Source organism: Cupriavidus sp. H39, assembly GCF_050271075.1.
GTDB lineage: Bacteria > Pseudomonadota > Gammaproteobacteria > Burkholderiales > Burkholderiaceae > Cupriavidus > Cupriavidus necator_B.
This window is the reverse complement of record NZ_CP189846.1, coordinates 2,101,532-2,122,627: the sequence shown is the minus strand read 5'-3', so window position 1 is coordinate 2,122,627 and position 21,096 is coordinate 2,101,532. Positions and strand designations below refer to the sequence as shown.

15 protein-coding genes are annotated in these 21,096 nt (G+C 64.4%); 9 read left to right on the top strand and 6 right to left on the bottom strand.

The features are described from left to right. Nucleotides 1-4 precede the first annotated feature (4 nt). The 6 genes from ACOCMH_RS09995 to tssJ all read right to left on the bottom strand — a co-directional run bounded on the left by ACOCMH_RS09995 (nucleotide 5) and on the right by tssJ (nucleotide 8,316). A complete protein-coding gene (locus tag ACOCMH_RS09995) occupies nucleotides 5-1,066 on the bottom strand; it encodes a hypothetical protein (RefSeq protein ID WP_427306825.1) in 1,062 nt (353 codons plus the stop codon). After that, a complete protein-coding gene (locus tag ACOCMH_RS09990) occupies nucleotides 1,063-2,637 on the bottom strand; it encodes a hypothetical protein (RefSeq protein WP_427306824.1) in 1,575 nt (524 codons plus the stop codon). Before ACOCMH_RS09990 ends, ACOCMH_RS09995 begins: the two co-directional genes overlap by 4 nt. Beyond that, the gene (locus ACOCMH_RS09985; protein ID WP_427306823.1) at nucleotides 2,634-5,444 is read right to left on the bottom strand and encodes a type VI secretion system Vgr family protein; all 2,811 of its coding nucleotides are present in this window, start codon (nucleotides 5,442-5,444) and stop codon (nucleotides 2,634-2,636) included. The genes ACOCMH_RS09990 and ACOCMH_RS09985 overlap by 4 nt, the downstream gene beginning before the upstream one ends. 78 nt (nucleotides 5,445-5,522) lie before the next feature. Continuing rightward, a complete protein-coding gene (gene icmH / locus ACOCMH_RS09980) occupies nucleotides 5,523-6,317 on the bottom strand; it encodes a type IVB secretion system protein IcmH/DotU (protein WP_427306822.1) in 795 nt (264 codons plus the stop codon). Next, entirely contained in the window at nucleotides 6,314-7,660 is a 1,347-nt protein-coding gene (gene tssK, locus ACOCMH_RS09975; RefSeq protein ID WP_306847702.1) for a type VI secretion system baseplate subunit TssK, read from the bottom strand. Before tssK ends, icmH begins: the two co-directional genes overlap by 4 nt. Before the next feature lie 38 nt (nucleotides 7,661-7,698). Beyond that, nucleotides 7,699-8,316 (bottom strand): type VI secretion system lipoprotein TssJ, encoded by a 618-nt coding sequence (gene tssJ / locus ACOCMH_RS09970; protein ID WP_427306821.1) that lies wholly within the window; start codon nucleotides 8,314-8,316, stop codon nucleotides 7,699-7,701. Between the two features lie 377 nt (nucleotides 8,317-8,693). On the opposite strand from tssJ, the gene ACOCMH_RS09965 reads away from it, so the two are divergent. The 9 genes from ACOCMH_RS09965 to ACOCMH_RS09925 all read left to right on the top strand — a co-directional run bounded on the left by ACOCMH_RS09965 (nucleotide 8,694) and on the right by ACOCMH_RS09925 (nucleotide 21,096). Further along, the gene (locus ACOCMH_RS09965; RefSeq protein WP_427308419.1) at nucleotides 8,694-9,275 is read left to right on the top strand and encodes a tetratricopeptide repeat protein; all 582 of its coding nucleotides are present in this window, start codon (nucleotides 8,694-8,696) and stop codon (nucleotides 9,273-9,275) included. Between the two features lie 36 nt (nucleotides 9,276-9,311). Continuing rightward, nucleotides 9,312-9,827: a type VI secretion system contractile sheath small subunit gene (tssB, locus tag ACOCMH_RS09960; RefSeq protein WP_012355842.1), complete on the top strand. Its 516-nt coding sequence runs from the start codon at nucleotides 9,312-9,314 to the stop codon at nucleotides 9,825-9,827. After that, a complete protein-coding gene (gene tssC, locus ACOCMH_RS09955; RefSeq protein WP_427306820.1) occupies nucleotides 9,820-11,310 on the top strand; it encodes a type VI secretion system contractile sheath large subunit in 1,491 nt (496 codons plus the stop codon). Before tssB ends, tssC begins: the two co-directional genes overlap by 8 nt. Nucleotides 11,311-11,404: 94 nt before the next feature. Further along, nucleotides 11,405-11,908 carry an Hcp family type VI secretion system effector gene (locus tag ACOCMH_RS09950; RefSeq protein ID WP_012355844.1) on the top strand — a complete coding sequence of 168 codons (504 nt, stop codon included), beginning with the start codon at nucleotides 11,405-11,407 and terminating at the stop codon, nucleotides 11,906-11,908. Nucleotides 11,909-11,968: 60 nt separating this feature from the next. Continuing rightward, complete coding sequence (gene tssE, locus ACOCMH_RS09945; RefSeq protein WP_116339950.1) at nucleotides 11,969-12,442, top strand: type VI secretion system baseplate subunit TssE; 474 nt, start codon at nucleotides 11,969-11,971, stop codon at nucleotides 12,440-12,442. A gap of 116 nt (nucleotides 12,443-12,558) precedes the next feature. Beyond that, entirely contained in the window at nucleotides 12,559-14,406 is a 1,848-nt protein-coding gene (gene tssF, locus ACOCMH_RS09940; protein ID WP_427306819.1) for a type VI secretion system baseplate subunit TssF, read from the top strand. Further along, nucleotides 14,370-15,461 carry a type VI secretion system baseplate subunit TssG gene (gene tssG, locus ACOCMH_RS09935; RefSeq protein WP_427306818.1) on the top strand — a complete coding sequence of 364 codons (1,092 nt, stop codon included), beginning with the start codon at nucleotides 14,370-14,372 and terminating at the stop codon, nucleotides 15,459-15,461. The genes tssF and tssG overlap by 37 nt, the downstream gene beginning before the upstream one ends. 69 nt (nucleotides 15,462-15,530) lie before the next feature. Beyond that, nucleotides 15,531-18,260, top strand: coding sequence for a type VI secretion system ATPase TssH (gene tssH / locus ACOCMH_RS09930; protein WP_427306817.1), 2,730 nt, complete (start codon nucleotides 15,531-15,533; stop codon nucleotides 18,258-18,260). A gap of 40 nt (nucleotides 18,261-18,300) precedes the next feature. Continuing rightward, nucleotides 18,301-21,096, top strand: coding sequence for a type VI secretion system Vgr family protein (locus tag ACOCMH_RS09925; RefSeq protein ID WP_427306816.1), 2,796 nt, complete (start codon nucleotides 18,301-18,303; stop codon nucleotides 21,094-21,096).

Genomic DNA, 21,096 nt, shown 5'->3' with positions numbered 1-21,096 from the left:
ATATTCAGAGCTTTGGGTCCGATTGGTCAGTATCCCATTGCCAGATGGTGGTGCCGTAATCGGAGGCTACTTCGGGCATGACGCCGCCCCGTTGGAAGTACCGTCGGGACGCTGCTTTTGCTGGAGTCATCCAATATCCGGACTTCGGGCATGGTGTGCCGGCTTCACAACGCATGTGGTTGTCCTCGGCGCTTTGCTGCGATGATGGCGCCGCTTCGATGAAGAACCAAGTGGTGTCATGTGCCTCGGTAACCGGTGATCCCTCCGCAATCGCTTCATACTCCTCCGCCATTTCTTCGTCGTAACCGGCGAAGGGATTGTCAGTTTCCAGCCCGATGATCCGATAGGCCGGCTGCATAGGCTGGCCGTGTACGCCGAAGGCTAAACTGAAATCTGTCGCTCCATCAAGCCATTGCTTGGGCACCCATACGCCGCTTCGCGGGCAGGCATGTCCTGGGGCAGTGGTCAATGTGCGGTCGACGGCGTGGAGAGGATAAGCGGGGAGTTTAGGAAGGATCCCTTGTTTGTTTAGAAGCTCGATTGCCTCCGTGGTGTCTCCGGCATGGCTGTCGTCACGGTCCAAGTACACTTTGTCTGCACCGATAGTCATCCGTTGCAGCCAAAGGTTGCCCTTGCCTCGGTTATTGCTAAGCGTGGTAGCTGCGGTGCCGCAGGCATAGATTACCTTTTGGATGGCAAGGTCCCAGCGAGATCGATCTTCGTCCGACATCCAACCAAGCGGCTGCTCGACCATGCCGCGAAAATCTGTTGACGGTGCTTCGATCAGGTCGAGGAGCGACATGTAATCGCCGCCGAGTTCAACGAACCGCATGCCCAGCCTGATACTGCTTGCATGAGATCGATAGCGTGCTACCCAGTAGTCTAGCGCCGCAGCACCATGCACTCCGTTATCCGTGATCAGAGTGTTATACAGGTTGGCGAAGTCCTCACACAGACGCGCGCAACATTCATAGTAGGCGAGCGAACTGGTCTGATACAGGAACCAAGCATCCTGGTGCAGATTGCGCTGCGCGATTTGATAGGGCTTCAGGTTAGTGGAAGTCATTGAATATCGTCAGGAAGTGAGACTATGATGCCTTTCGCCTCTTGGGTGCTCCAGTCAGCGAAGCCCCAACCGGTCTTGAACGGACCCGTTACGCGTCGGTCGGTTGCCTTCTGGCGTAATGGAGCCGGAACCTTCCGGCCGGTCACGTCTTGCCACTCGATTCGTGTGTCCGGTTTCCCACCTCTTCCTGCTATTTCCTGACCGGTCGCGCTATCGATGCGCGCTTTGCCGGCTACAAACTTGTCCTGGGAGGGGAAGAATACGATTTGCTCTGCGCCTCCAGTCAAGTGATACGGGGTGCCGTCAAGGCGTTGTGACGCAGCGGGCCCCTTCCACACCTGCAAGGACGTGCCTGCTGGGACGTCATACACCACATACTCCCCGTTCTGATTCCATTCTGGCTTTACCGCAAGTTTTTCGCGCCAGTCGGCTCGGCTTTTAAGGCTTTTGAACGTGGCCTCTTCTACCCAGAATACCCCGCCGGCAGCATTGGTGGGATCCACGACTCGATACAACTTAGCAGGCCCGGCAATGGACGCCGCTCGGATCTTATTATGCTCGAATGTGGAAATAAGACCCGCATCGATTTGCGGAGGCGCTGCCAGCCCCTTGGCGGTACGCTTGGCAATGATCGCATTTAGTTGTGCTTCCTTGGCGCCAGCCTGAATCGCTGTAGGAGGCGGATGGGGCAAGTGCTTACCCAAACGAACCCATTTAGGCGGACGCTTATTCATCAATTGTGCTGCGCCCTGCTGACTTACCGGTGCAATCCAACCCTTATTGCGCGTCTGTGTATAGGCTATCCAGGCATGATCATCCAACCGCTTGGCTGTGACCTTCAGGATCGCGCGAATCGGCCCGGTAAACTGCTCGAGCCCATTTGCCATCTTCTGCTTATTCTTGCCAAGGAATTCCAGAAAATCGTTCAGTTTCTCCCGTGTCGATCCCGGAACAATATACTTCAGGCGTCCGAGAAGCTTCTCGGTCTTGTCAGCTGCGGCCAGGAACTGTGCCTTCAATTTGGCACCATTAACCAAGCCGGCAAGCTCGGTGATTTTTTTCGAGCAGAAACGGTAGATGTCGGCCACGCCTTCCTTGGTAGCCCATTTCACGACCCGAGAACTGCTGAGAAACTCGGTAATCTTGGGAAGGGCGGCATCCAATGCCTGGTTGGTGGCGCGACCAAGCTTGGTTGCGTCGAAGATTTCATCTACACGGCGCAAGTACTTTCGAATGTAGACAAAGGCGATCTTGATGACGCCCTTGATAACGGAGCCAACCTCCGGGAAGAAGCCGATAATGGTGAGGGCGATGAAGAAGAGGATCAGCTTGTTGCCGGGGTCCTTCCGATACGCACGAATATTGGCACACAGGTCGCGGATGTCGCAGATCGTATCGACGATCGGAATCAGGGAGATGACCATGTCGGCCGCAATCTGACCGGCGGAACGGTCTTCATTGAAGTCGCCCTGAATCGCTTCCCATAGCCAAAGGCCGACCCCTTTGTCTTCAGGCTTGGCTTGGCCGTGGACAAGGCCCCATGCCTCTTCTGTCTGTTGTTGGGTGCTCATGCGGTCGTATTCGTGTGGTTCTGGTTTAGCCGTGCTTCCTCTTCACGGATGAGCGGTTCAGTGGCCGCCAGCAGGTCATCCAGAGAGGGCCGGGGCACGTCCTTGGCGGCCGGGTTGTTCTTGTACGTGAGCGTGGCTTGACCCCATGGCACGGCTTCTTCCCGCTGCTCGGCAACGCCATTCAGCTTGCCCGTACGCTTGGTGCCGTCGGCAAAGGTGAGTTCGTATTCGAGGTTGCGCATAGGCTGACCTTCATAGCCCAGCAGGCTCATCTCGATCCAGTTGGGCTGGCTTGCTGCAATTGGCAACGCCGGCAACGCTGCGGCGCTCCCCCCAGCCCCCACCAACGGATGCCCAGCCCCCTTCACCGACAACACCCCCGGCGTCTCAAACGTAATCGCACTCCCCTCCAGCACGATCCGCGACGAGCCGCCGTGCAACACGACCTTCTTCTGCGCCAGCACCTCAATGCCGTCGGTCGATGAAGTCACCGTCACGGCCTTGTCCGCCATCACTGCGAGTGCATCGGTATGGGCCTGGATGGAAACCGGTCCGCCGGCCGCAATGGCGCGAATCCCATTGTTCTGGCTAAACAGGCTCACGCCCTTGGCCGCGGCCGCGGCGACGGTGTTGCCTGCGCCGACATGCCAGTCAGCCTGTGCCAGGCCCAGCAGGTGCCGTCCGGCAAAAATGCTGGTGGTGGCCTGCGTAGCCAGTGCAATCGAGCTGGGCGATTCCGCGATGAGCCACGGTTGCCCGAAGCGCTCGGCGGCGGTGCCCGTATCCGGGCGCTTGGCGTCCTGGTCGTTGACCCGGTCCGGATAACTGCCGTCTTGCTGCGGGTCGATGGCCTTGGTCAGCGGTTCGAAGGCGGCGACGGCGCCCAGCGGCAGCGCCTGTTGCGAGGTGGCGGCGTCGGAGAGGCGCTGGGCGGTACGCTCAGCGGCAGTCATCTGCCCGCGCGCCTCGCGGATGTCGAGCATGGTGCCGGCGGCCCTGGCCTGGACCGTGGTCGACAGCAGCAAGCCGTTGCCGGCGCGCACGATGGCCCACGCGTCGGTGCGCAGTTCGGCGCCGGTGCCGCGCCAGGCGCCGCGTTCACCGCTGGCTGGGGCCTGGGCAATCACGTAGCCAAGATTGAGCTGGGTGTCTGCCGCGGAACTGGCCAGGCGCATGCGCAACTGGCCGGTGTTGTCGTCGACCACCCACTGGTTGTAGCCGCCGTCGCCGAGGTTGTGCGAATGCCAGCCGGACAGGGCAGTGTTCAGCGGGGCCTCGGCGGCGGGCCAGGGCAGGGCGTCCTGTTCGTTGTGCAGTTGCGCCACCACCATCGGGCGATCGATGTCGCCATCGAGGTAGGTCAGCATGACCTCGGTGCCGGCGCGGGGCAGGTGATGCGCGCCCCAGTTGGGGCCGGCCGCGGCGGTGGCGACGCGCACCCATGCGGTGACCTGGGTCAGGTCGTCCTGGGCCGGGTCGGCGGCGGTGTCGGCCCTGGGGTCGGCCATCGGCGCGCGCAGCCAGGGTAGGCGCACGCGTACGCGGTGATCACGGTCGGTAGTCAGCGGGGCGCCGCCCTCGGCGATGACGATAGCGGGCTGTCCTTCGGGTGCGGTGGGCTTGGGCGTGTACGCCGGCACTAGCGGGGCGTCGGCGCGCATGGCTTCGAAGCGGTTGCGGTAGCTGCCGGCCTCGATATCGGACAGGCCCAGCAGCAGCGCTACCTCGGCCCCCAGGTTGTTGGCCGCTTCATGGCGCACGGCCAGCGTGACGAACTCGTTCGCGGCGGTGTCGAAGTGCCCGGTCAGCGTGAAGTGTTCGCCGGCGCCCAGGGCGCGGACGCTGCCTTCGCCCTCGTAGCGCAGGTAGCGGCTTTCATGCGCTTGCGCGCGCAACTGCGCGGCGCGGCGTGCGGCATCGGCGTCGGGGAAGCGATAGGTGCCGCGGGTTTCGAAGGACTCCAGCGTCGGCCATTCGCCCAGGCTTTCACTGCCGGCGTCGGCGGCGGTGGCGGCCAGCGACTTGTAGTCCCATGAGGCGACGGTGACGGCGTTGGTGCCCGCGGCCGCTTGCAACGTCCAATGGTCGATGGCGTCTTCGCGCTCGGTGGCGTCGCTGCGGTGGAAGCGGATGCTGGGCTGCGCGCAGGCGGGGCGTTCGGCCTGGTTGTCGAAGATCACCAGGCAATGGCGGGACTGGGCCTGGTCCTCCTGGCCGGATGCCTCGGCGTCGTCCTGTTGATGCTCGAAGCGATAGGAGAGGCCTTCTTCCGCCAGCAGCCGCGTGACAAACGCAAGATCGGTCTCGCGGTACTGGCAGCAGACCGAGCGCTTGCGCAGCGGCTGGCTCACGGCCGTGCGGAATTGGGCAAGCGGGTAGTCAGCCAGCACATCTTCGATGATCTCCAGCGCGGTCTTGTCCTGGTAGACATAGCAATCGGTGCGTGCGCACAGGCGATCAAACCAGGTGCCGACCATCAGCCGGTAGCGGGCCAGGCCACCGTCGCCGCCGATGGCCGTGCAGCTTTGGACATAGCCGTGCCAGGCGCGGCGGGTGCCGTCGGCTAGCATTAGCCGCAGCGTGATTTCCTCGGCGGCCAGGCGTGCGGTGTCCAGGTGTGCCGACGGGCTAAGACAATCGATCTGCAACCGGAAGGGTGCGCAGACACCCTCGTGCGCGACGAAGCGCTCCACTACCAGGTCGTCGGCGGTAAGTGCCGTCTCCAGCGTGATCTGGCGCGTGCGCTGGCCCAGCAGCCCGGACAGGGCGGCCATCGCGGATGACGGATAAGAGGACAAGGGCTTCATCGGAGCAAGGTCGCGCTAGAGGGTTCGGCATGCGGGCCTGGATGCGGGAGGACCGCCTTCGATGGCATCAACGCGGCATCAGGGCAGCGAGATGGTCAGATGCGAATAGCGCGGCCCCAGCTTGATCACCTGCGAGTAGCCCTGCAGCGTGTCGCTGGTCTGTGAGCGCAGCGTGGTCGACAGCCCCAGGAACGCCAGCAGGGCAATCAGCGCGAAGACCGCGCCGAAGATCCACAGCGGGGTTTCGCGCTTGAGCGCGTGCGAGATCTTGTCCGGGATCGGCCATTGCGGGGCAAAGGCGGCGCGCTTGCCCTTGATCGCTGAGATCTCGTCGCCAAGCCGCGCGGTCAGGTAGGCCAGCTTTTCGGGTCCCTCCAGGATGTACTTGCCGCGGAACCCCAGCAGCAGGCACATGTGGAACACTTCCAGCGCCTGCAGGCGCGGGGCGCCTTGCGCGCGCAGTTCTTCCAGCTTGGTGAAGAAGCCTTCGCCCGCCAGTTGCTCGCCGAACAGCACCAGTTGCAGCGGCCGCCGCTCCCACGTGCTGCGGATGCCGAAGTTTGAGGCCAGGATAGTTTCGTCGATGGCGGCGCAGAACGCGTACTTGGCATCGAAGATGTCTTCAGCCGAGACGTTGAGCCGCTTGGCGCCCCGCTCGAAGTCATCGAGAAAGTCGCGCACCTTCTGCAGGAATTCCTCGGCGCTGCCCGGTTGCTGGCCATTGCGCAGCAGGAAGAGCATGAAGAAGCCGTCGTAGAGCAGGTCGAGCAGGGTACGCGCGTGCATGGCGCCGTCGGCGGAGCCTGCGGCGACGGGGGAGGGCTGGCCGGCCGGCGAGGCGCCGAACAGCGAAGGCGTGGAGGTAGCGCTCATGAGGTCACCGCAATCAGTTCAAGTTTGAGTTCCCGGATGCCGGCCGGGGTGTAGATGGTGATGGTCTGGGCCTGCAGCATGCGGTCGTAGAGTGCGCCGCGCGCCTCGATGGCGAAATAGCACGCGCCCGGACGCACCGGGATGGCGGGCGGCACCTGCGGCGTGTATGTCAACGGCACGCCCGGCATCGAGGACAGCACTAGCTTGTCCACGTCATCGGGGGCCCCGACCTTGAAGCGGCTGGGGATGGCGTCGACCAACTCGGCGACTGGCATGTCAGCGCTGACCGACAAGTAGAAGCTGGTCTTGTCGTCGATCTTGCCGGAATCCAGCCGCCCCAGATGGAACGAGGGACGGGTCTCGTCCAGCGCGATCGAAAAGTAGCGCGTGGAGATGACGGTATCGAGCAGGTCGCGGATGATGCTGTCCAGCCGCGCAAAGACGGGGCCCGGACTGTCGTGGTCATAGACCGGAAGATCGGCCAGCGTGTGGCTCTTCGAGAATGTCATCAGCGCGCCGGCCAGGCGCAGCATTTCCTGGAACAGGCGCTCGGGATGCAGTTCGGGATGGTGGAACAGGTGCGCCAGCGCGGCGAAGGACGCATTGGCGGTGTGCAGCAGCCAAAAGGACGCGATATCGCCAGAACGGAACTCGATGATGTTCTTGGTGGGTTCGCGATGGAAACCGTACAGCGCGTTGACCTTGGCCTGAAGCGCGTCGATCAGCCGCCGCAGGCGCAGGTACAACACCGCCGACGCGTTGATCGACAAGCTGGGGGCGACAAAGGTCTCGTCCAGTTCAAAGCCGCCGGTCGCGGTACGCCGGATGCGCACGACCGGCAGCGAGATGAACTGGTCGCGCGGCTCGGTCTCGGCCACCAGCCGCACGGCCTTCTTCAGGTAGGTGATGGCTGCCGGTTCCGCTTCGGTGAACAGGTCCGACGTTTCGGTCTGCAGGCCGACATAGCGGGATGAGAGTGAGCCTTCTACGTCGTCGCGGTAGTTGCCGCCGGCATCGTGCAGCGGCTGCAGGGCCAGGTAGAAGGTCAGTTCCGAGGTGCCTGCCGGCATGGCGTCCAGCACCACGGGTGGGGGCAGTTCGTCAGCCTGGGGCGCGGAATACAGCTCGCCGTCGGGGAAGAACAGCGACAGCTCGGTCACGCGCAGCACCCCGCTGGCGAGCGCATCCGTGTCGAAACTGGCATTGCGCACGCCCCAGCCATAGGGTTGGATCACTTGCGCGGTGGCGTGCAGACGCGACTCATGGTATGCGTCCTGCCGCTGGAAATGCTGGGGCCGCAGGAACAGGCCTTCGCCCCACAGGATCTTGGCGGAATAACTCACGTTTGCCTTGGTTGTCGTTGTTGGTGCCCGGTGCCGCGTCAGGTACGGCAGCCCGCGGCAGATACGAGGTTGAGGTTGCTGCTGGCCGCGGCGCCCGCCGGCGTGATGGCATCGCCGACGGTCAGCGTCATGGCGCAGGCGTGCAGGCCGATGGTCAACCCGGACTTCTCGCTCTTGGCAGTATCGAAGGCGAACTTCCAGCGCTGCGGGGCAGGGCTGCGAAACAGCGCCACCACGCCGAACGTTCCGGCCTCGCGGGTAACCTTTTCCACGATTTCATAGCGCTGGCCGGGAATTAGAGTCATCTCTCTAACTTGCACCAGGTCAGCGCCCAGAGTCTTCTGCTCGCGTTGCGGGTCGATGAAGGTATCGAAGGGCGCCTGCAGAAAGCTGGTGGGATCTTTCAGCTTGTAGAGCCGGACCACGATGGCCGCGGGCCGGTTATCGGCCGCCGCATTGAGGTTGTTGCCGGCATACAGCTTGAGCGGGACTTCCCGCGGCGGCTTCTGTGATTCCGGCACGTTAGAGGGCTTGAGTCCTACCGCCTCCAGCGCGCCGCTGGCCGCGCCCGCCAGCAGCGTGCCGCCCACCGAGCACCCTGTCAGCACCGCGGCGCAGGCTGCCGCCGCCAGACCTGCAGCCAGCCTGGTTGGCACCGCCAGGGCGCTGCGACGCCGGCGTTGCGGTGCTGGTTCAATGCTCGGCGGCTGGCTGAATTCAATTTGGCGCATGACAGAATTTAGAAACATCTAATTCAGCAGTTGTGGACCGATACGACAAAACGGTAGAGAACTACCAAAAAGTACTAATGCTGACAATATCTGTCCATCTGTTGTCAGCCGTAAGCGGCAGAGTGTACTATTCCGGCCAATTCGGGTTCAACACAGTTCTAGCATTCTTGGCATTTGGCATTTTTTCCGAGCGCGAATCTCGCCAAGCCAGCCCGAATCGCCCCGCCGCAATCTTGAACTTTCACAAGAGACTCGCCGTGAACGACTACAAGCCCAAGTCAGGAATCCAACGCACCCTGGTGATGCTGGCCAGCTCCGCCGTGCTGCTAGCCGGCTGCGCAACCTCCAATCCGGGACCGCAGAGCGATGAGTCGTTCAAGCAGAGCATGTCCGAGGCCGAGGCGGCACTGACCAGCGGCCAGCGCGACCAGGCCATCAGCCTGTTCGAGCAGATCGCCAAGAACAACCCCACGCGCGAAGAGCCGTGGTCGCGCATGGCGCAGATCCAGTTCGGCGCCGAGCACTACCCGCAAGCAATCGTCGCGGCCGAAGAAGCGCTGCAGCGTGACGCCACTGACCGCAAGGCCAAGAGCGTGCTGGCGGTCAGCGGCCTGCGCGTGGCACGCCGCTCGCTGCAGGAACTGCGCGCCGACAGCGCCCTGGCTGGCGACGTGCGCTCCGACGCCCAGTTGCTGGCCCAGATGCTGCGCGACACGCTGGGTGAGCAAGTGCTGTTCCCCCGCGACAAGAACGCCGCGCCGGCGGCCAAGCCCGTGCCGCGCCGCCGTGCCGTCACCGGAAAGCCAGCGTCCGCGTCGGCGCAACCGGCGCAGCCCGCGGCTGCGGGCGGCGGCAGCGCAGACCCGTTCGGCGCCCTGCGCTGATCCTCAGACCGGATTCCGCCAGATCGGAGAGTAGTGATGGCCAAGAAAGAAAGTGTCCAGAAGCGCCTGCAGAAGGTGCGTCCCCCGCGCGTGCAACTGACGTACGACGTCGAGAAGGGCGACGCCATCGAGCAGAAGGAACTGCCCTTTGTCGTGGGCGTGGTGGCTGACCTGTCGGGTCAGTCCGAAGTGGCCCAGCCCAAGCTGCGCGACCGCAAGTTCGTCAATATCGACCGCGACAACTTTGACGACGTGATGGCCGGCATCGAGCCGCGCGCGGCGTTCCAGGTGCCCAACACGCTCTCGGAAGAAGGCGGCAAGTTTGGCGTGGACCTGAAGTTCCATTCCCTCGAAGACTTCAATCCGGAAGCCGTGGTCGAGCAGATCGAGCCGCTGCGCAAGCTGCTCGAGGCCCGCTCCAAGCTGGCCGACCTGCGCAACAAGCTGGCAGGCAACGACAAGCTGGAAGACCTGCTCTCGGAAGTGCTGACCAATACCGAGTCGCTGCAAAAGCTCGGTGCCAATGCCAGGAACGGTGGCGACGATGCTTGATAACCAGTCCGCTGCAGTGGCCCAGCCCGGCGCGGCTGTCGGCACGTTGAACCTGCTCGACACGATCGTCGAGCAGAGCAAGGTTGCAAAGTCGGATTCCGAACATGCCCGTGCCAAGGACATCATCGGCGAGCTGGTCAGCCAGGTGCTGGACGGGACCGTGGTGGTGTCCGACAACCTGTCGGCGACCCTGGATGCGCGCGTGGCCGAGCTGGATCGCCTGATCTCGGCCCAGCTCAGCGCCGTAATGCATGCGCCGGAATTCCAGAAGCTGGAAAGCACGTGGCGCGGCCTGTCGTACCTGGTGAAGGAAACGCAGACCGGCACGATGATCAAGATCAAGGCGTTGAACGCGACCAAGCGTGACCTGGTGCGTGACTTCAAGACCGCGATCGACTTCGACCAGAGCGCGCTGTTCAAGAAGGTCTACGAAGAAGAGTTCGGCACCTTTGGCGGCGCACCGTTCGGGGCGCTGATCGGCGACTACGAAATCACGCGCCAGCCCGAAGACGTCTATTTCATCGAGCAGATGTCGCACGTGGCTTCGGCCTCGCACGCGCCGTTCATCGCGTCGGCGTCGCCGGAGCTGCTGGGCCTGGAGACCTTCGCCGATCTCGGCAAGCCGCGTGATCTGGCCAAGGTGTTCGATACCGTCGAGTATGCCAAGTGGAAGTCATTCCGCGAATCCGAGGATTCGCGCTACGTCGGCCTGACCATGCCGCGCTTCCTGGGGCGCCTGCCGTACAACCCGAAGGACGGCACCACGGTCGAGGGCTTCAATTTCGTCGAGGACGTGGATGGCACCGACCATGGCAAGTACCTGTGGTGCAACGCAGCCTGGGCCTTCGGTGCGCGCTTGACCGCAGCCTTTGAGGATTTTGGCTGGTGCGCGGCCATTCGTGGCGTCGAAGGCGGCGGCCTGGTCGAAGACCTGCCGACCCATACCTTCAAGACCGACGACGGCGAGATCGCGCTCAAGTGCCCGACTGAAATCGCGATCACCGACCGCCGCGAGAAGGAGTTGAGCGACCTCGGCTTCATCCCGCTGGTGCACTGCAAGAACTCGGACTATGCCGCGTTCTTCGCCGCCCAGTCGGTGCAGAAGCCCAAGAAGTACAACACCGACAGCGCCAACGCCAACGCCGTGCTGTCGGCACAGCTGCAATACATCTTCTCGGTGTCGCGCGTCGCGCATTACCTGAAGGCCATGATGCGCGACAAGATCGGCAGCTTTGCTTCAGCGCAGAACGTGGAGAGCTTCCTGAACCGCTGGATCTCCCAATACGTTCTGCTCGACGATAACGCCAGCCAGGAGCAGAAGGCGCAATTCCCGTTGCGGGAAGCCTCGATCCAGGTGTCGGAGGTACCCGGCAAGCCGGGCACCTACCGCTCCGTCGCCTTCCTGCGCCCGCACTTCCAGCTTGATGAACTGTCAATCTCGCTGCGGCTGGTTGCGGATTTGCCGAAAGCGGCAAACTCCTGACCGCGATCCCTGCGGGGGAAAGCGGGCGCAGTACCTAGCAATGCCAGGAAACTGGCAAGAAGCCTAAATAGCGATTTTCATCGAGGGTCTTTCCATGAAGGATATCTACGTCAAGTTCGGCAGCCCGGCAATCAAGGGCGAATCGCAAGACAAGGATCACAAGGACTGGATCGAGGTCAATACCTGGAAGCACAGCATCACCCAGCCGCGTTCGGCCACCGCGTCCACCGCCGGCGGCCATACCGCCGAGCGCTGCGAGCACGGCGAGATGGTGTTCACCAAGGATCTGGACGTGGTCAGCCCGCTGCTGTACCAGCACGTGTCGGGCGGCACTACGTTCGACGAGGTCACCATCGACTTCCTGCGCGCCGACGGTGAAGGCAAGCGGGTCAAGTACCTGGAAATCAAGCTGAAGAACGCCATCCTGGGCGCGGTGTCGGCTAATGTCGTTGCCGAGGGCATCCCTAGCGACAGCTTCACGCTCAAGTACGCTGCCGTGCAGTGGAAGTACACGCAGCAGAAGATCGGCGGTAACCAGGGCGGTAACTCGCAAGGCGCCTGGAGCCTGACCAAGAACGACAAGACCTACTCGGTCTGACGTTCCTGCAGTCAAGCCTTGCCGCGGCAGCGTTGCCGCGGCATTTGCCTGTTCGCTCCCATGAAAGGCTTTGAGCCCAGCCTGCTCGACAAGCTCTTCGATGACGAGCCGCACGCGCCGCTGCCCAGCGCGCTGCGGCAATTGTCGCTGGAAGAGCTGAAAGCGACGGTCGCCCGCGATATCGAGTCGCTGCTGAATACGCGCATCGTCCATGAAGATGCCGATTTCAACGGCTTGCCCGAGTGCCGGCGGTCGCTGCTGACCTATGGGCTGAATGATTTCGCGGGGCTGAGCCTGGCCAGCTTCGATGACCGCCAGTACATCTGCCAGTCGTTGCGCAATGCGATCGAGCGCCATGAGCCGCGGTTGCAGAACGTCAACGTTGCGCTGTCGGTCAGCGAGCGGGCCACCAGCGTGCTGTGCTTTGGCATCAGCGCGGTACTGCTGGTGGGCCCTGCGCGCGAGCCGGTCAGCTTCGATGCCATGCTGCAGCCATCGACGCTGCAGTATTCGGTCACGCGAGGGCGGGGCTGAAGCGCGGCGTTGCGCAGGCGTGCTTTGGGCAATGAAGCCGTTGCCAGCCATCGGAAGCCGACGACCACCAAGACAGCGCCAACCACGCCATTAGCGTCACCCACCGGCCAGACAGAATGGAAGACTTGCTGCCATATTACGAACGCGAACTGGCCTTTCTGCGCCGGTATTCGCGCGACTTTGCCGAGCGCTATCCGAAGATTGCGGCGCGCCTGGCAATGTCGGCCGATGGCTGCGACGATCCCCACGTCGAGCGGATGATCGAATCGTTCGCCTTCCTGTCCGCCCGCATCAGCAAGAAGCTCGATGACGAATACCCCGAGTTTACTGAAGCGCTGCTGGAGGTACTGTATCCGCACTACCTCAGCCCGTTCCCGTCATGCTCGATTGCGCATTTCGACGTAGCCGGCATGGCCGCGCAGCTGAGCGCGCCGGTCACGGTGCCACGCGGCACGTTGCTGACCACGCGCCCGGTGCGCAAGGTGGAGTGCCGGTTCCGTACCGCCTATGACGTGACCTTCCTGCCGTTGCGCGTCGCTGCTGCCGGCTTCGAGCGGGCGGTGTCCGCGCCGTCGACGGTCAACCTGCCCAAGGGCGCCACGGGCGCCATCTCGATCGAGCTGGAATACCTCGGCGAGCAGGGTGGCTTCGATGCGCTGGGCCACAAGGCGGTGCGCGTGTACCTGGACGGCGAGCCGTCCTTCGTGGCGGCGCTGGGCGACGCACTGTTCCTGCACGTGGCCGCGGCGTATGTGGAAGAGCGCGCCGGTGTGTGGAAGCGACTGCAGCGCGTGCCGCTGCGCGAGGTCGGCTTTGGCGCGGAAGAGGCGCTGATCGACACCCCGGCGCGCTCGCATCCGGCATACCGCCTGCTGAGCGAACATTTCGGCTTTGCCGAGAAGTTCAACTTCGTCGATATCGACCTGGATCCGGTGCAGCGCGCGCTGTTGCCCGGGGCCGCCGCCCGCCGCGTGACCCTGCACCTGGTGTTGACCGATGTCCGCAGCGACAGCAACACCGCGCGCCTGCTAGAAGGGCTTGGAGCTGCCCACCTGCGCCTGCACTGCACACCGGTGGTCAACCTGTTCCGGCAAAAGGCCGACCCGATCCGCATCGAGCATACCGCCACCGCTTATCCGGTGGTTGCAGACAGCCGCCGCGCGCATGGCTTCGAGATCTATTCGATCGACCAGGTGCAACTGGTGCGTGAAACCGCCGCCAGCCACGACGTGGTGGAGTTCCGGCCGTTCTATTCATTGCACCATGGCGAAGATCCGGGCCGGGCCGGGCACTACTGGATAGCTCGCCGCAATGCCCTGGTCGCGGAGCGCAGCCCGGGCTTCGAGACCGAGATCTCCATCGTCGATTCGGACTTCGATCCCGCCAGCCCGCGCACGGAAACGCTGAGCCTGAGCGTGACCTGCACCAACCGCGACCTGCCCGCGCTGCTGGCGTTTGGCCAGCCGGATGGCGACCTGACCATGGAAGGCAGCTCGATTGCCCGCCGCATCGGTTTCCTGCGCAAGCCGACTCCGTCGATGCGGCTGAGCAGCGGGCGCTCGTCGCAATGGCGGCTGGTTTCTCTGCTGGCGCTGAATCACCTGTCCCTGGTGCAGAACGGGCTGGCCACGCTCAAGGAAATGCTGCGCCTGCATGACCTGCCGCGCAGCGCAATCTCGGCGCGGCAGATCGAAGGCATTGTCGGCCTTGACTACAAGCCGACAACGCAGTGGCTCGCCGGCAAGCCCTTCGCCACCTTCGTACGCGGGCTCGAGATCCAGCTGACGTTGGATGAAGACGCCTTCGTCGGCACCGGGCTGCATCGCTTTATCCGGGTCATGGACCACTTCTTTGGCCTGTATGTCCACCTGAACAGCTTTGTGCAGCTGGTCGCGGTATCGCGCCGCGGCGGCAAGGAACTGGCAAGATGCGCACCCCGCAGCGGCGAATCGATCCTGGTGTAATCCGCACGCTGCTGCGGCAACCTTACCGCTTCGAGTTCTTCCAGGCGGTGCGGTTGCTCGAGCTGCACTATGCGCGCGAAGGTGCGGGCGTTCCGGAGCAGGTGCTGGCCACGCGCGTTGCCTTTCGCAATACGTTGTCGCTGTCGTTCCCGCCGAGTGAGCTGCAATCCATCGAGCCTGCCTCTGCGCTGAACGGGGCGCTGGAGAGCGAAGATGCCTTCGCGCGGGCTCTGGCAGACGGCGCGCTGGACAAGGTTTCGATCACGCCAACCTTCTTCGGCATGCTCGGGGCCCAGGGCGCGCTGCCGCTGCACTACACCGAGATCGTGTCGGAACGCGAAACCCTGCGCCGCGACCGCGCCGCACGCGCCTTCTTCGATATCTTCTCCAACCGCGCCACCGCGCTGTTCTACCAGGCGTGGAAGAAGTACCGGCTGCCGTTCCAGCACGAAGTCGATCGCAACCGGCATTACCTGCCACTGTTGCTGTCGCTGGCCGGCATGGGGGACAAGTCCATGCGGCGCGGCTTGTCGGCCACGGCAGGGGTCGTGCATGACGAGGCGCTGGCCGGATATGCCACCGCCGCGCGCCACCGGCCGGTCTCGGCCGCCTACCTGCAGCAGGTGCTGTCCGATTATTTCCGGGCTGACGTGCGCGTGGAGCAGTTTGTCGGCGGCTGGTATCAAGTGCCGCCGTCGCAGTATTCGCGGCTGGGCGGCACCAACAATCTGCTGGGCGCCACCGCACTGGCCGGGACGCGTGTCTGGCAGCGTGACCTGCGCGTGCGCATCTGGATGGGGCCGCTGGGGCGCGAGCAGTATCGCAACTTCCTGCCCGGCGCCGAAGGGGCCCTGGCCCTGCGCAAGATGGTCACGGTGCTGTGCGGCGCCACGCTGGAATACGAAGTCGGCCTGATCCTGCGCGCAAAGGACGTTTCCGGCTGTGAACTGGGCGCGGAGGGCAGCGGCAGGCTGGGCTGGGATACCTTCCTCAGCACGAGGCCGGCTGGCCAGGACCGCAGCGATGCCCGCTATACGCTTGCGCCTGTGCACTGAGCGCGGATCCGCTTTTCTCAACCACGCGCACCCCCAACGCAATTCAGACTTACCGGAGCCCTAGCCGCCATGGCCATTCCCCTCAAGACGTTGATCGCCAAACTGAACGCCAGCTGCCGGCAGGCCGCCGAACGCGCCGCGTCGCTGTGCATGGCGCGCGGCAACTATGAGGTCGACCTGGAGCACCTGTTCCTGGCGTTGCTGGAAAACGCGCGCAGCGATTTCTCGGTGGCGGTGCGCGCCAGCGGGATCGACCCCTCGGCGCTGCAGCGCGACCTGGAAGCGGAGATCGCGCGCTTCAAGAACGGCAACACGCGCACGCCGGCATTTTCTCCCTACCTGCCCAAGCTGTTCGAGCACGCATGGCTGATTGCCTCGCTCGACTCGCAGACCACCCGCATCCGCTCCGGCCATCTGCTGCTGGCACTGCTGACAGAGCCTGCGCTGGCGCCGCTGGCGGTGCGGGGCTCGCATCGCTTTGCAGAGTTCGACGCGGATCGCCTCAAGCACGATTTCGACAAGCTGACCGCCGGTTCCGAAGAGCGGGAGCAGGCGGTGGACATTGCCGATGGCACTGCGGCCCAGGCAAGCGCCAACGGTGGCACTGCGGCTCCCGCGCTGACCGCTACGCCGGCACTTGACCAGTTCACCGTCGACCTGACCCAATCGGCCCGCGATGGCCGCATCGACCCGGTGATCGGACGCGACGCAGAGATCCGCCAGGTCATCGACATCCTGATGCGGCGCCGGCAGAACAACCCCATCCTGACTGGCGAGGCCGGTGTCGGCAAGACCGCGGTGGTCGAAGGCCTTGCCCAGCGCATCGCCGTGGGTGACGTGCCGCCGCCGCTGCAGGGCGTGACCGTGCGCACGCTCGACATGGGCCTGCTGCAGGCCGGCGCCAGCGTCAAGGGCGAGTTCGAGAATCGCCTGAAGAACGTGATCGAGGAGGTCCGCAAGAGCCCGCAGCCGATCATCCTGTTTATCGATGAAGCCCATACCATCATCGGCGCGGGCGGGCAGGCCGGCCAGAACGATGCCGCCAACCTGCTCAAGCCGGCGCTGGCGCGCGGCGAGCTGCGGACCATCGCCGCGACCACCTGGAGCGAGTACAAGAAGTACTTCGAGAAGGACGCCGCACTGGCGCGGCGCTTCCAAGTAGTCAAGGTCGACGAGCCCAGCGAGACCCTGGCGGCGGCGATGCTGCGCGGCATGGTGCCGCTGATGGAGCGCCATTTCGGCGTGCGCGTGCTGGACGAAGCCATCACTGAGGCAGTGCGCCTGTCGCATCGCTACATCAGCGGCCGACAGCTGCCGGACAAGGCGGTCAGCGTGCTTGATACCGCTTGCGCCAAAGTGGCGCTCGGGCAAAACGCCACGCCAGGCGCGATCGAAGATGACCGCAAGGCGCTGGAGCGCCTGGGCGTGGAGTTGGCCGCGCTGCAGCGCGAACAACGCGCCGGCGCCGGGCACACGGAGCGGCTGGAAGCGCTGGAAGCGCAGCGGACCGAGCTGGAGCAGCGCGTCACCGCTGCCGATGCGCGCCTGGCGCAGGAGCGCGAACTGGTAGCGCGCATCCAGGCGCTGCGCACCGCGCGGGAGCAGGGCAGCGAGGCCGATGCGGAGGCTTCTGAACCGGCAATGGCCGCAAACAGCGATGTCGTGGCAATCCCTCGCAAGGGCACTCGCAAGGGAGCTGCAGCGGCTGCGGAGCCGGATGAACTCGACCGGCTGCTGGCCGAGTTGCGCACCCTCCAGGGTGAAGCCCCGATGGTGCCGTTGCAGGTGGACGGGCACGTGGTTTCCGAGATCGTGTCGGCATGGACCGGGATTCCGCTTGGCCGCATGGTCAAGGATGAGCTGCGCACCGTGCTGAACCTGAAGCCGTTGCTGGCCGCACGCGTGATCGGACAGGACCACGCATTGGACGCGATTGCGCAGCGCGTACGCACCGCCACCGCCAACCTGGAAGATCCCAACAAGCCGCGCGGCGTGTTCCTGTTCGCCGGCCCGTCCGGCGTGGGCAAGACCGAGACGGCGCTGGCGCTGGCCGACATCCTCTACGGTGGCGAGCGCAAGCTCATCACCATCAACATGAGCGAGTACCAGGAAGCGCACAGCGTGTCGGGATTGAAGGGATCCCCGCCGGGCTATGTCGGTTACGGCGAGGGCGGCGTGCTGACCGAGGCCGTGCGCCGCAACCCCTACAGCGTGGTGTTGCTGGACGAGATCGAGAAAGCCCACCCGGATGTGTTGGAGATGTTCTTCCAGGTGTTTGACAAGGGCGAGATGGACGACGCCGAAGGGCGGCCCATCGATTTCCGCAACACCATCATCATCCTGACGTCGAATGTCGGCTCGTCGGCGATCATGCAGGCCTGCCTGAACAAGCCCCCGGAGGAGCTGCCTGATGCGGACGCGCTGGCCGAGATGCTGCGGCCGACGCTGTACAAGGCGTTCAAGCCTGCATTCCTCGGGCGTACCAAGGTAGTGCCGTACTACCCGATCCCGGACGACGTGCTGGTGGAGATCATCACGCTCAAGCTGGGCCGCATCCGCGACCGTGTGGCGGCCAACCACAAGGCCGAATTCCAGTGGGACAACGCGCTCATCGAGGCGGTGCTGGCGCGCTGCACCGAAGTGGATGCCGGCGCGCGCGCCGTGGACCATATCCTGAACGGCACGCTGCTTCCGGAAATCGCGCAGACCGTGCTGGTGCGCATGGCCGAGGGTGGTGGCGTCGACAAGATCAAGGTCACCACCGGCAAGAACGGTGAGTTCAAGTACCGCATCAGCTGATATCGGCATGCGCAGACTCGTGACATCGCAGGAGTAATTCATGGTTTCAGCGACCGACCTGGCCAAACTGCTTGGCGCCGCATTTACGCAGGCCAACCGCTTGCTGCGCCTGCAGACGCCCCTGGGGCAAGACGCGCTGATGCCCGAACAGCTGCAGGTGTCAGAGCAGCTGGATGGCTGCGGGTTTCGCATCGAACTGACGGCGGTATCGGACAACGCCGGCATCGAAGCGCAAAGCCTGCTCGGCCAGGCCGTGCGCGTGGACCTGCTGACGCAGCGCAGCCGCACCGCGTTGCGGCCCTTCCATGGCCACGTCACGCGCTTTGAGCGCGTGGGCGCCAACGGCGGGCTGGCGCGCTACCGGATCGTGGTCGAGCCATGGCTGGCCTTCCTGCGCCACCGCCGCGACAGCTTCCTGTTCCAGGACATGTCGGTGATCGAGGTGGTGGACAGCGTGTTTGGCGATTACAACGGCCAGGGCAAGCTGGTGCCGGCGTGGCGCTGGGCGCTGCGCGATGCTGCGGCTTATCCACGCCGCAGCATCGTCACGCAGTACGAAGAAAGTGACTTCGATTTCATAACGCGCCTGCTCGCCGAAGAGGGCTTGTTTTACTACTTCGAACACGAAGCCGCCGACGGTGAGGCACTTGGCACGCACCGCATGGTCATCGCCGATGCCAACGATGTCTTCCAGGACAACGAACAGGCCAGCATCCGCTTCGGCCGCGCCGATGCCACCGCCGCCGAAGACGTGATCGACCGCTGGCAAGGCGCGCGCAGGCTGCAGACCAATGCGGTGGCCGTGGCCAGCTGGGACTATCGTGCCAAGGCGGTGCGCAGTGCCGAGGCCGGTGCACCGACCGAAGGCAATTCAGCCGCGCCGGCCTTGCAAGACACCGACTACCCCGGCCAATACTGGTTCGAGGACGGCGAGCAGGCGCAGCGCCATGCGCGGCAACTGGTGGAGGCGCTGGAAGTGCGGCGCCTGTCGTTCTCTGGCGAGGGCAGCGTACGGACGCTGGCGCCCGCCAGCCGCTTCATGCTGACCGGCCACTTTGACTACGAGCGCGTGCAGGGAGACGACGAACGCCGCTTTGTCGTTCTGGCGGTGACGCACGCGGCCCGCAACAACCTGAACGAGCGCTTCCGGGGGGTCATCGATCAATTGCTCGGGACCGGCCAGACTACCGCTGCGCCTGCCAAAGGGACCACGGCCGCCGCGGACGTGCCGTTCTACCGCAACCAATTTACGGTAGTGCCGGCAAAGATCCCATACCGCCCGCAGCAGCTTGACGGACATGGCCGGCAACTGCACCCTCGGCCTACCGTCACCGGCGCCCAGACTGCCATCGTCATCGGCACGGACGGTCCCGTGCATACCGACCGCGACCATCGGGTAAAAGTCCAGTTCCACTGGCAGCGCGGTGGCCGCTCGGCCAGCCGGCTGTCTCATCCCGCCGGCGACGACAACGCCCGCGCCGAAGCCGGATTGGGCACCTGGGTTCGCGTAGCCACCCCGGTTGCCGGCGCCAACTGGGGCGGCGTGGCACTGCCGCGCGTCGGCCAGGAAGTGGTTGTGGAATTCCAGCATGGCGACATCGATCGGCCGGTGGTGATCGGCGCCGCCTACAACGGCCGCGGCCAGGCCAGCGCCCAGTACAACCAAAACCAGACCGGTGCCGGCAATGCAACCGGCAATGCCCCGGCGTGGTTTGCTGGCAGCAGTGAGGCTGCCGATGGCAAGCAGGACGGCGGCGCCCAGCCCAACGGGCAGCAAGGCCACGCCCACAATGCGGTGCTGTCCGGTATCAAGACCCAGGCACTCGGGAACAGCCAGGACGGGACCGGCGGCTATAACCAGCTCGTCTTCGACGATACCTCGGGACAAAGCCGCACCCTGCTATCCACCACGCAAGCGACCTCGGCGCTGACGCTGGGCCATCACCTGGAACAGCGCGACAACGCCCGCCAGGCAGCACTCGGCCACGGAGCCGCGTTGGAAACGGCGGACAGCGGCGTCTTGCGAGGCGGTTCGGGCATGCTGCTGACCGCGCACGGTGCGGACACCAGCGTGCCCTTGCTCGACAGCGAGGGCGCTGCAACGCAGATAGAAGCCAGCACTGAACTGCTGACCTCGCTGGCCGATGTCGCGCGCAAGCAAAAGGCGGATTTGCCGGACGAGCCCGCTCCGGCCGAACTTCCGGCCATCGCTCAGTTGAAGCACACCACTGAGGTCTTGCGTCATACGGAAGCGGCGGCGGATGGCAAGGCCAATGCCACTGCCACTGCCTACAACGAGCCCCACCTGCAGGTATCAGCGCCCAATGGCATCGCCGCTACCACGCCCGCCGATGCGGTGCTGGTCGCGGGTACGCAGCTGACGCTGGCGGCGCAGAAGGATGCCAATGTGGCGGCGGCCGGGAATTTGTCGGTGGCGGTGGCTGACGGGTTGAGTTTGTTCACCCATGGCAAGGCCGGGGGAGAGTCCGGTGCGGGGATTGCCATGCACGCGGCGAGCGGGAAGGTCGGTGTTGCCAGCTTGCAGGGCCAGGGACGCATTGCCGCTGAAAAGCTGGTAACGGTGTCCTCGTCTCAGGGGGCGGTCAATGTGCAAGCGAAGGAGCATGTGTTGTTGAATGCTGCCGGGGCGCAGATCCGGGTGCTGGGGAATACGATTGAGGTGCATGCGCCGGGGATGACTACATTTAAGGGGGCACAGCATTTGTTTGTGGGGCCGCGGGGTGGTGGAGCAGGGATAGAGCTGCCAACAGGAAACTACAAGGGCTGCGCTGCGGCGTTGGCTGGTGCCACCCAGGGCGGTGCGGCCTTTGCGTGA

Excerpts from the sequence above, each read along its gene's own strand:
- ACOCMH_RS09995 (WP_427306825.1), bottom strand. The coding sequence starts at position 1,066 with ATGACTTCCACTAACCTGAAGCCCTATCAAATCGCGCAGCGCAATCTG.
- ACOCMH_RS09990 (WP_427306824.1), bottom strand. The coding sequence starts at position 2,637 with ATGAGCACCCAACAACAGACAGAAGAGGCATGGGGCCTTGTCCACGGC.
- ACOCMH_RS09985 (WP_427306823.1), bottom strand. The coding sequence starts at position 5,444 with ATGAAGCCCTTGTCCTCTTATCCGTCATCCGCGATGGCCGCCCTGTCC.
- icmH (WP_427306822.1), bottom strand. The coding sequence starts at position 6,317 with ATGAGCGCTACCTCCACGCCTTCGCTGTTCGGCGCCTCGCCGGCCGGC.
- ACOCMH_RS09965 (WP_427308419.1), top strand. The coding sequence starts at position 8,694 with ATGCTGGCCAGCTCCGCCGTGCTGCTAGCCGGCTGCGCAACCTCCAAT.
- tssB (WP_012355842.1), top strand. The coding sequence starts at position 9,312 with ATGGCCAAGAAAGAAAGTGTCCAGAAGCGCCTGCAGAAGGTGCGTCCC.
- tssC (WP_427306820.1), top strand. The coding sequence starts at position 9,820 with ATGCTTGATAACCAGTCCGCTGCAGTGGCCCAGCCCGGCGCGGCTGTC.
- ACOCMH_RS09950 (WP_012355844.1), top strand. The coding sequence starts at position 11,405 with ATGAAGGATATCTACGTCAAGTTCGGCAGCCCGGCAATCAAGGGCGAA.
- tssE (WP_116339950.1), top strand. The coding sequence starts at position 11,969 with ATGAAAGGCTTTGAGCCCAGCCTGCTCGACAAGCTCTTCGATGACGAG.
- tssF (WP_427306819.1), top strand. The coding sequence starts at position 12,559 with ATGGAAGACTTGCTGCCATATTACGAACGCGAACTGGCCTTTCTGCGC.
- tssG (WP_427306818.1), top strand. The coding sequence starts at position 14,370 with ATGCGCACCCCGCAGCGGCGAATCGATCCTGGTGTAATCCGCACGCTG.
- tssH (WP_427306817.1), top strand. The coding sequence starts at position 15,531 with ATGGCCATTCCCCTCAAGACGTTGATCGCCAAACTGAACGCCAGCTGC.
- ACOCMH_RS09925 (WP_427306816.1), top strand. The coding sequence starts at position 18,301 with ATGGTTTCAGCGACCGACCTGGCCAAACTGCTTGGCGCCGCATTTACG.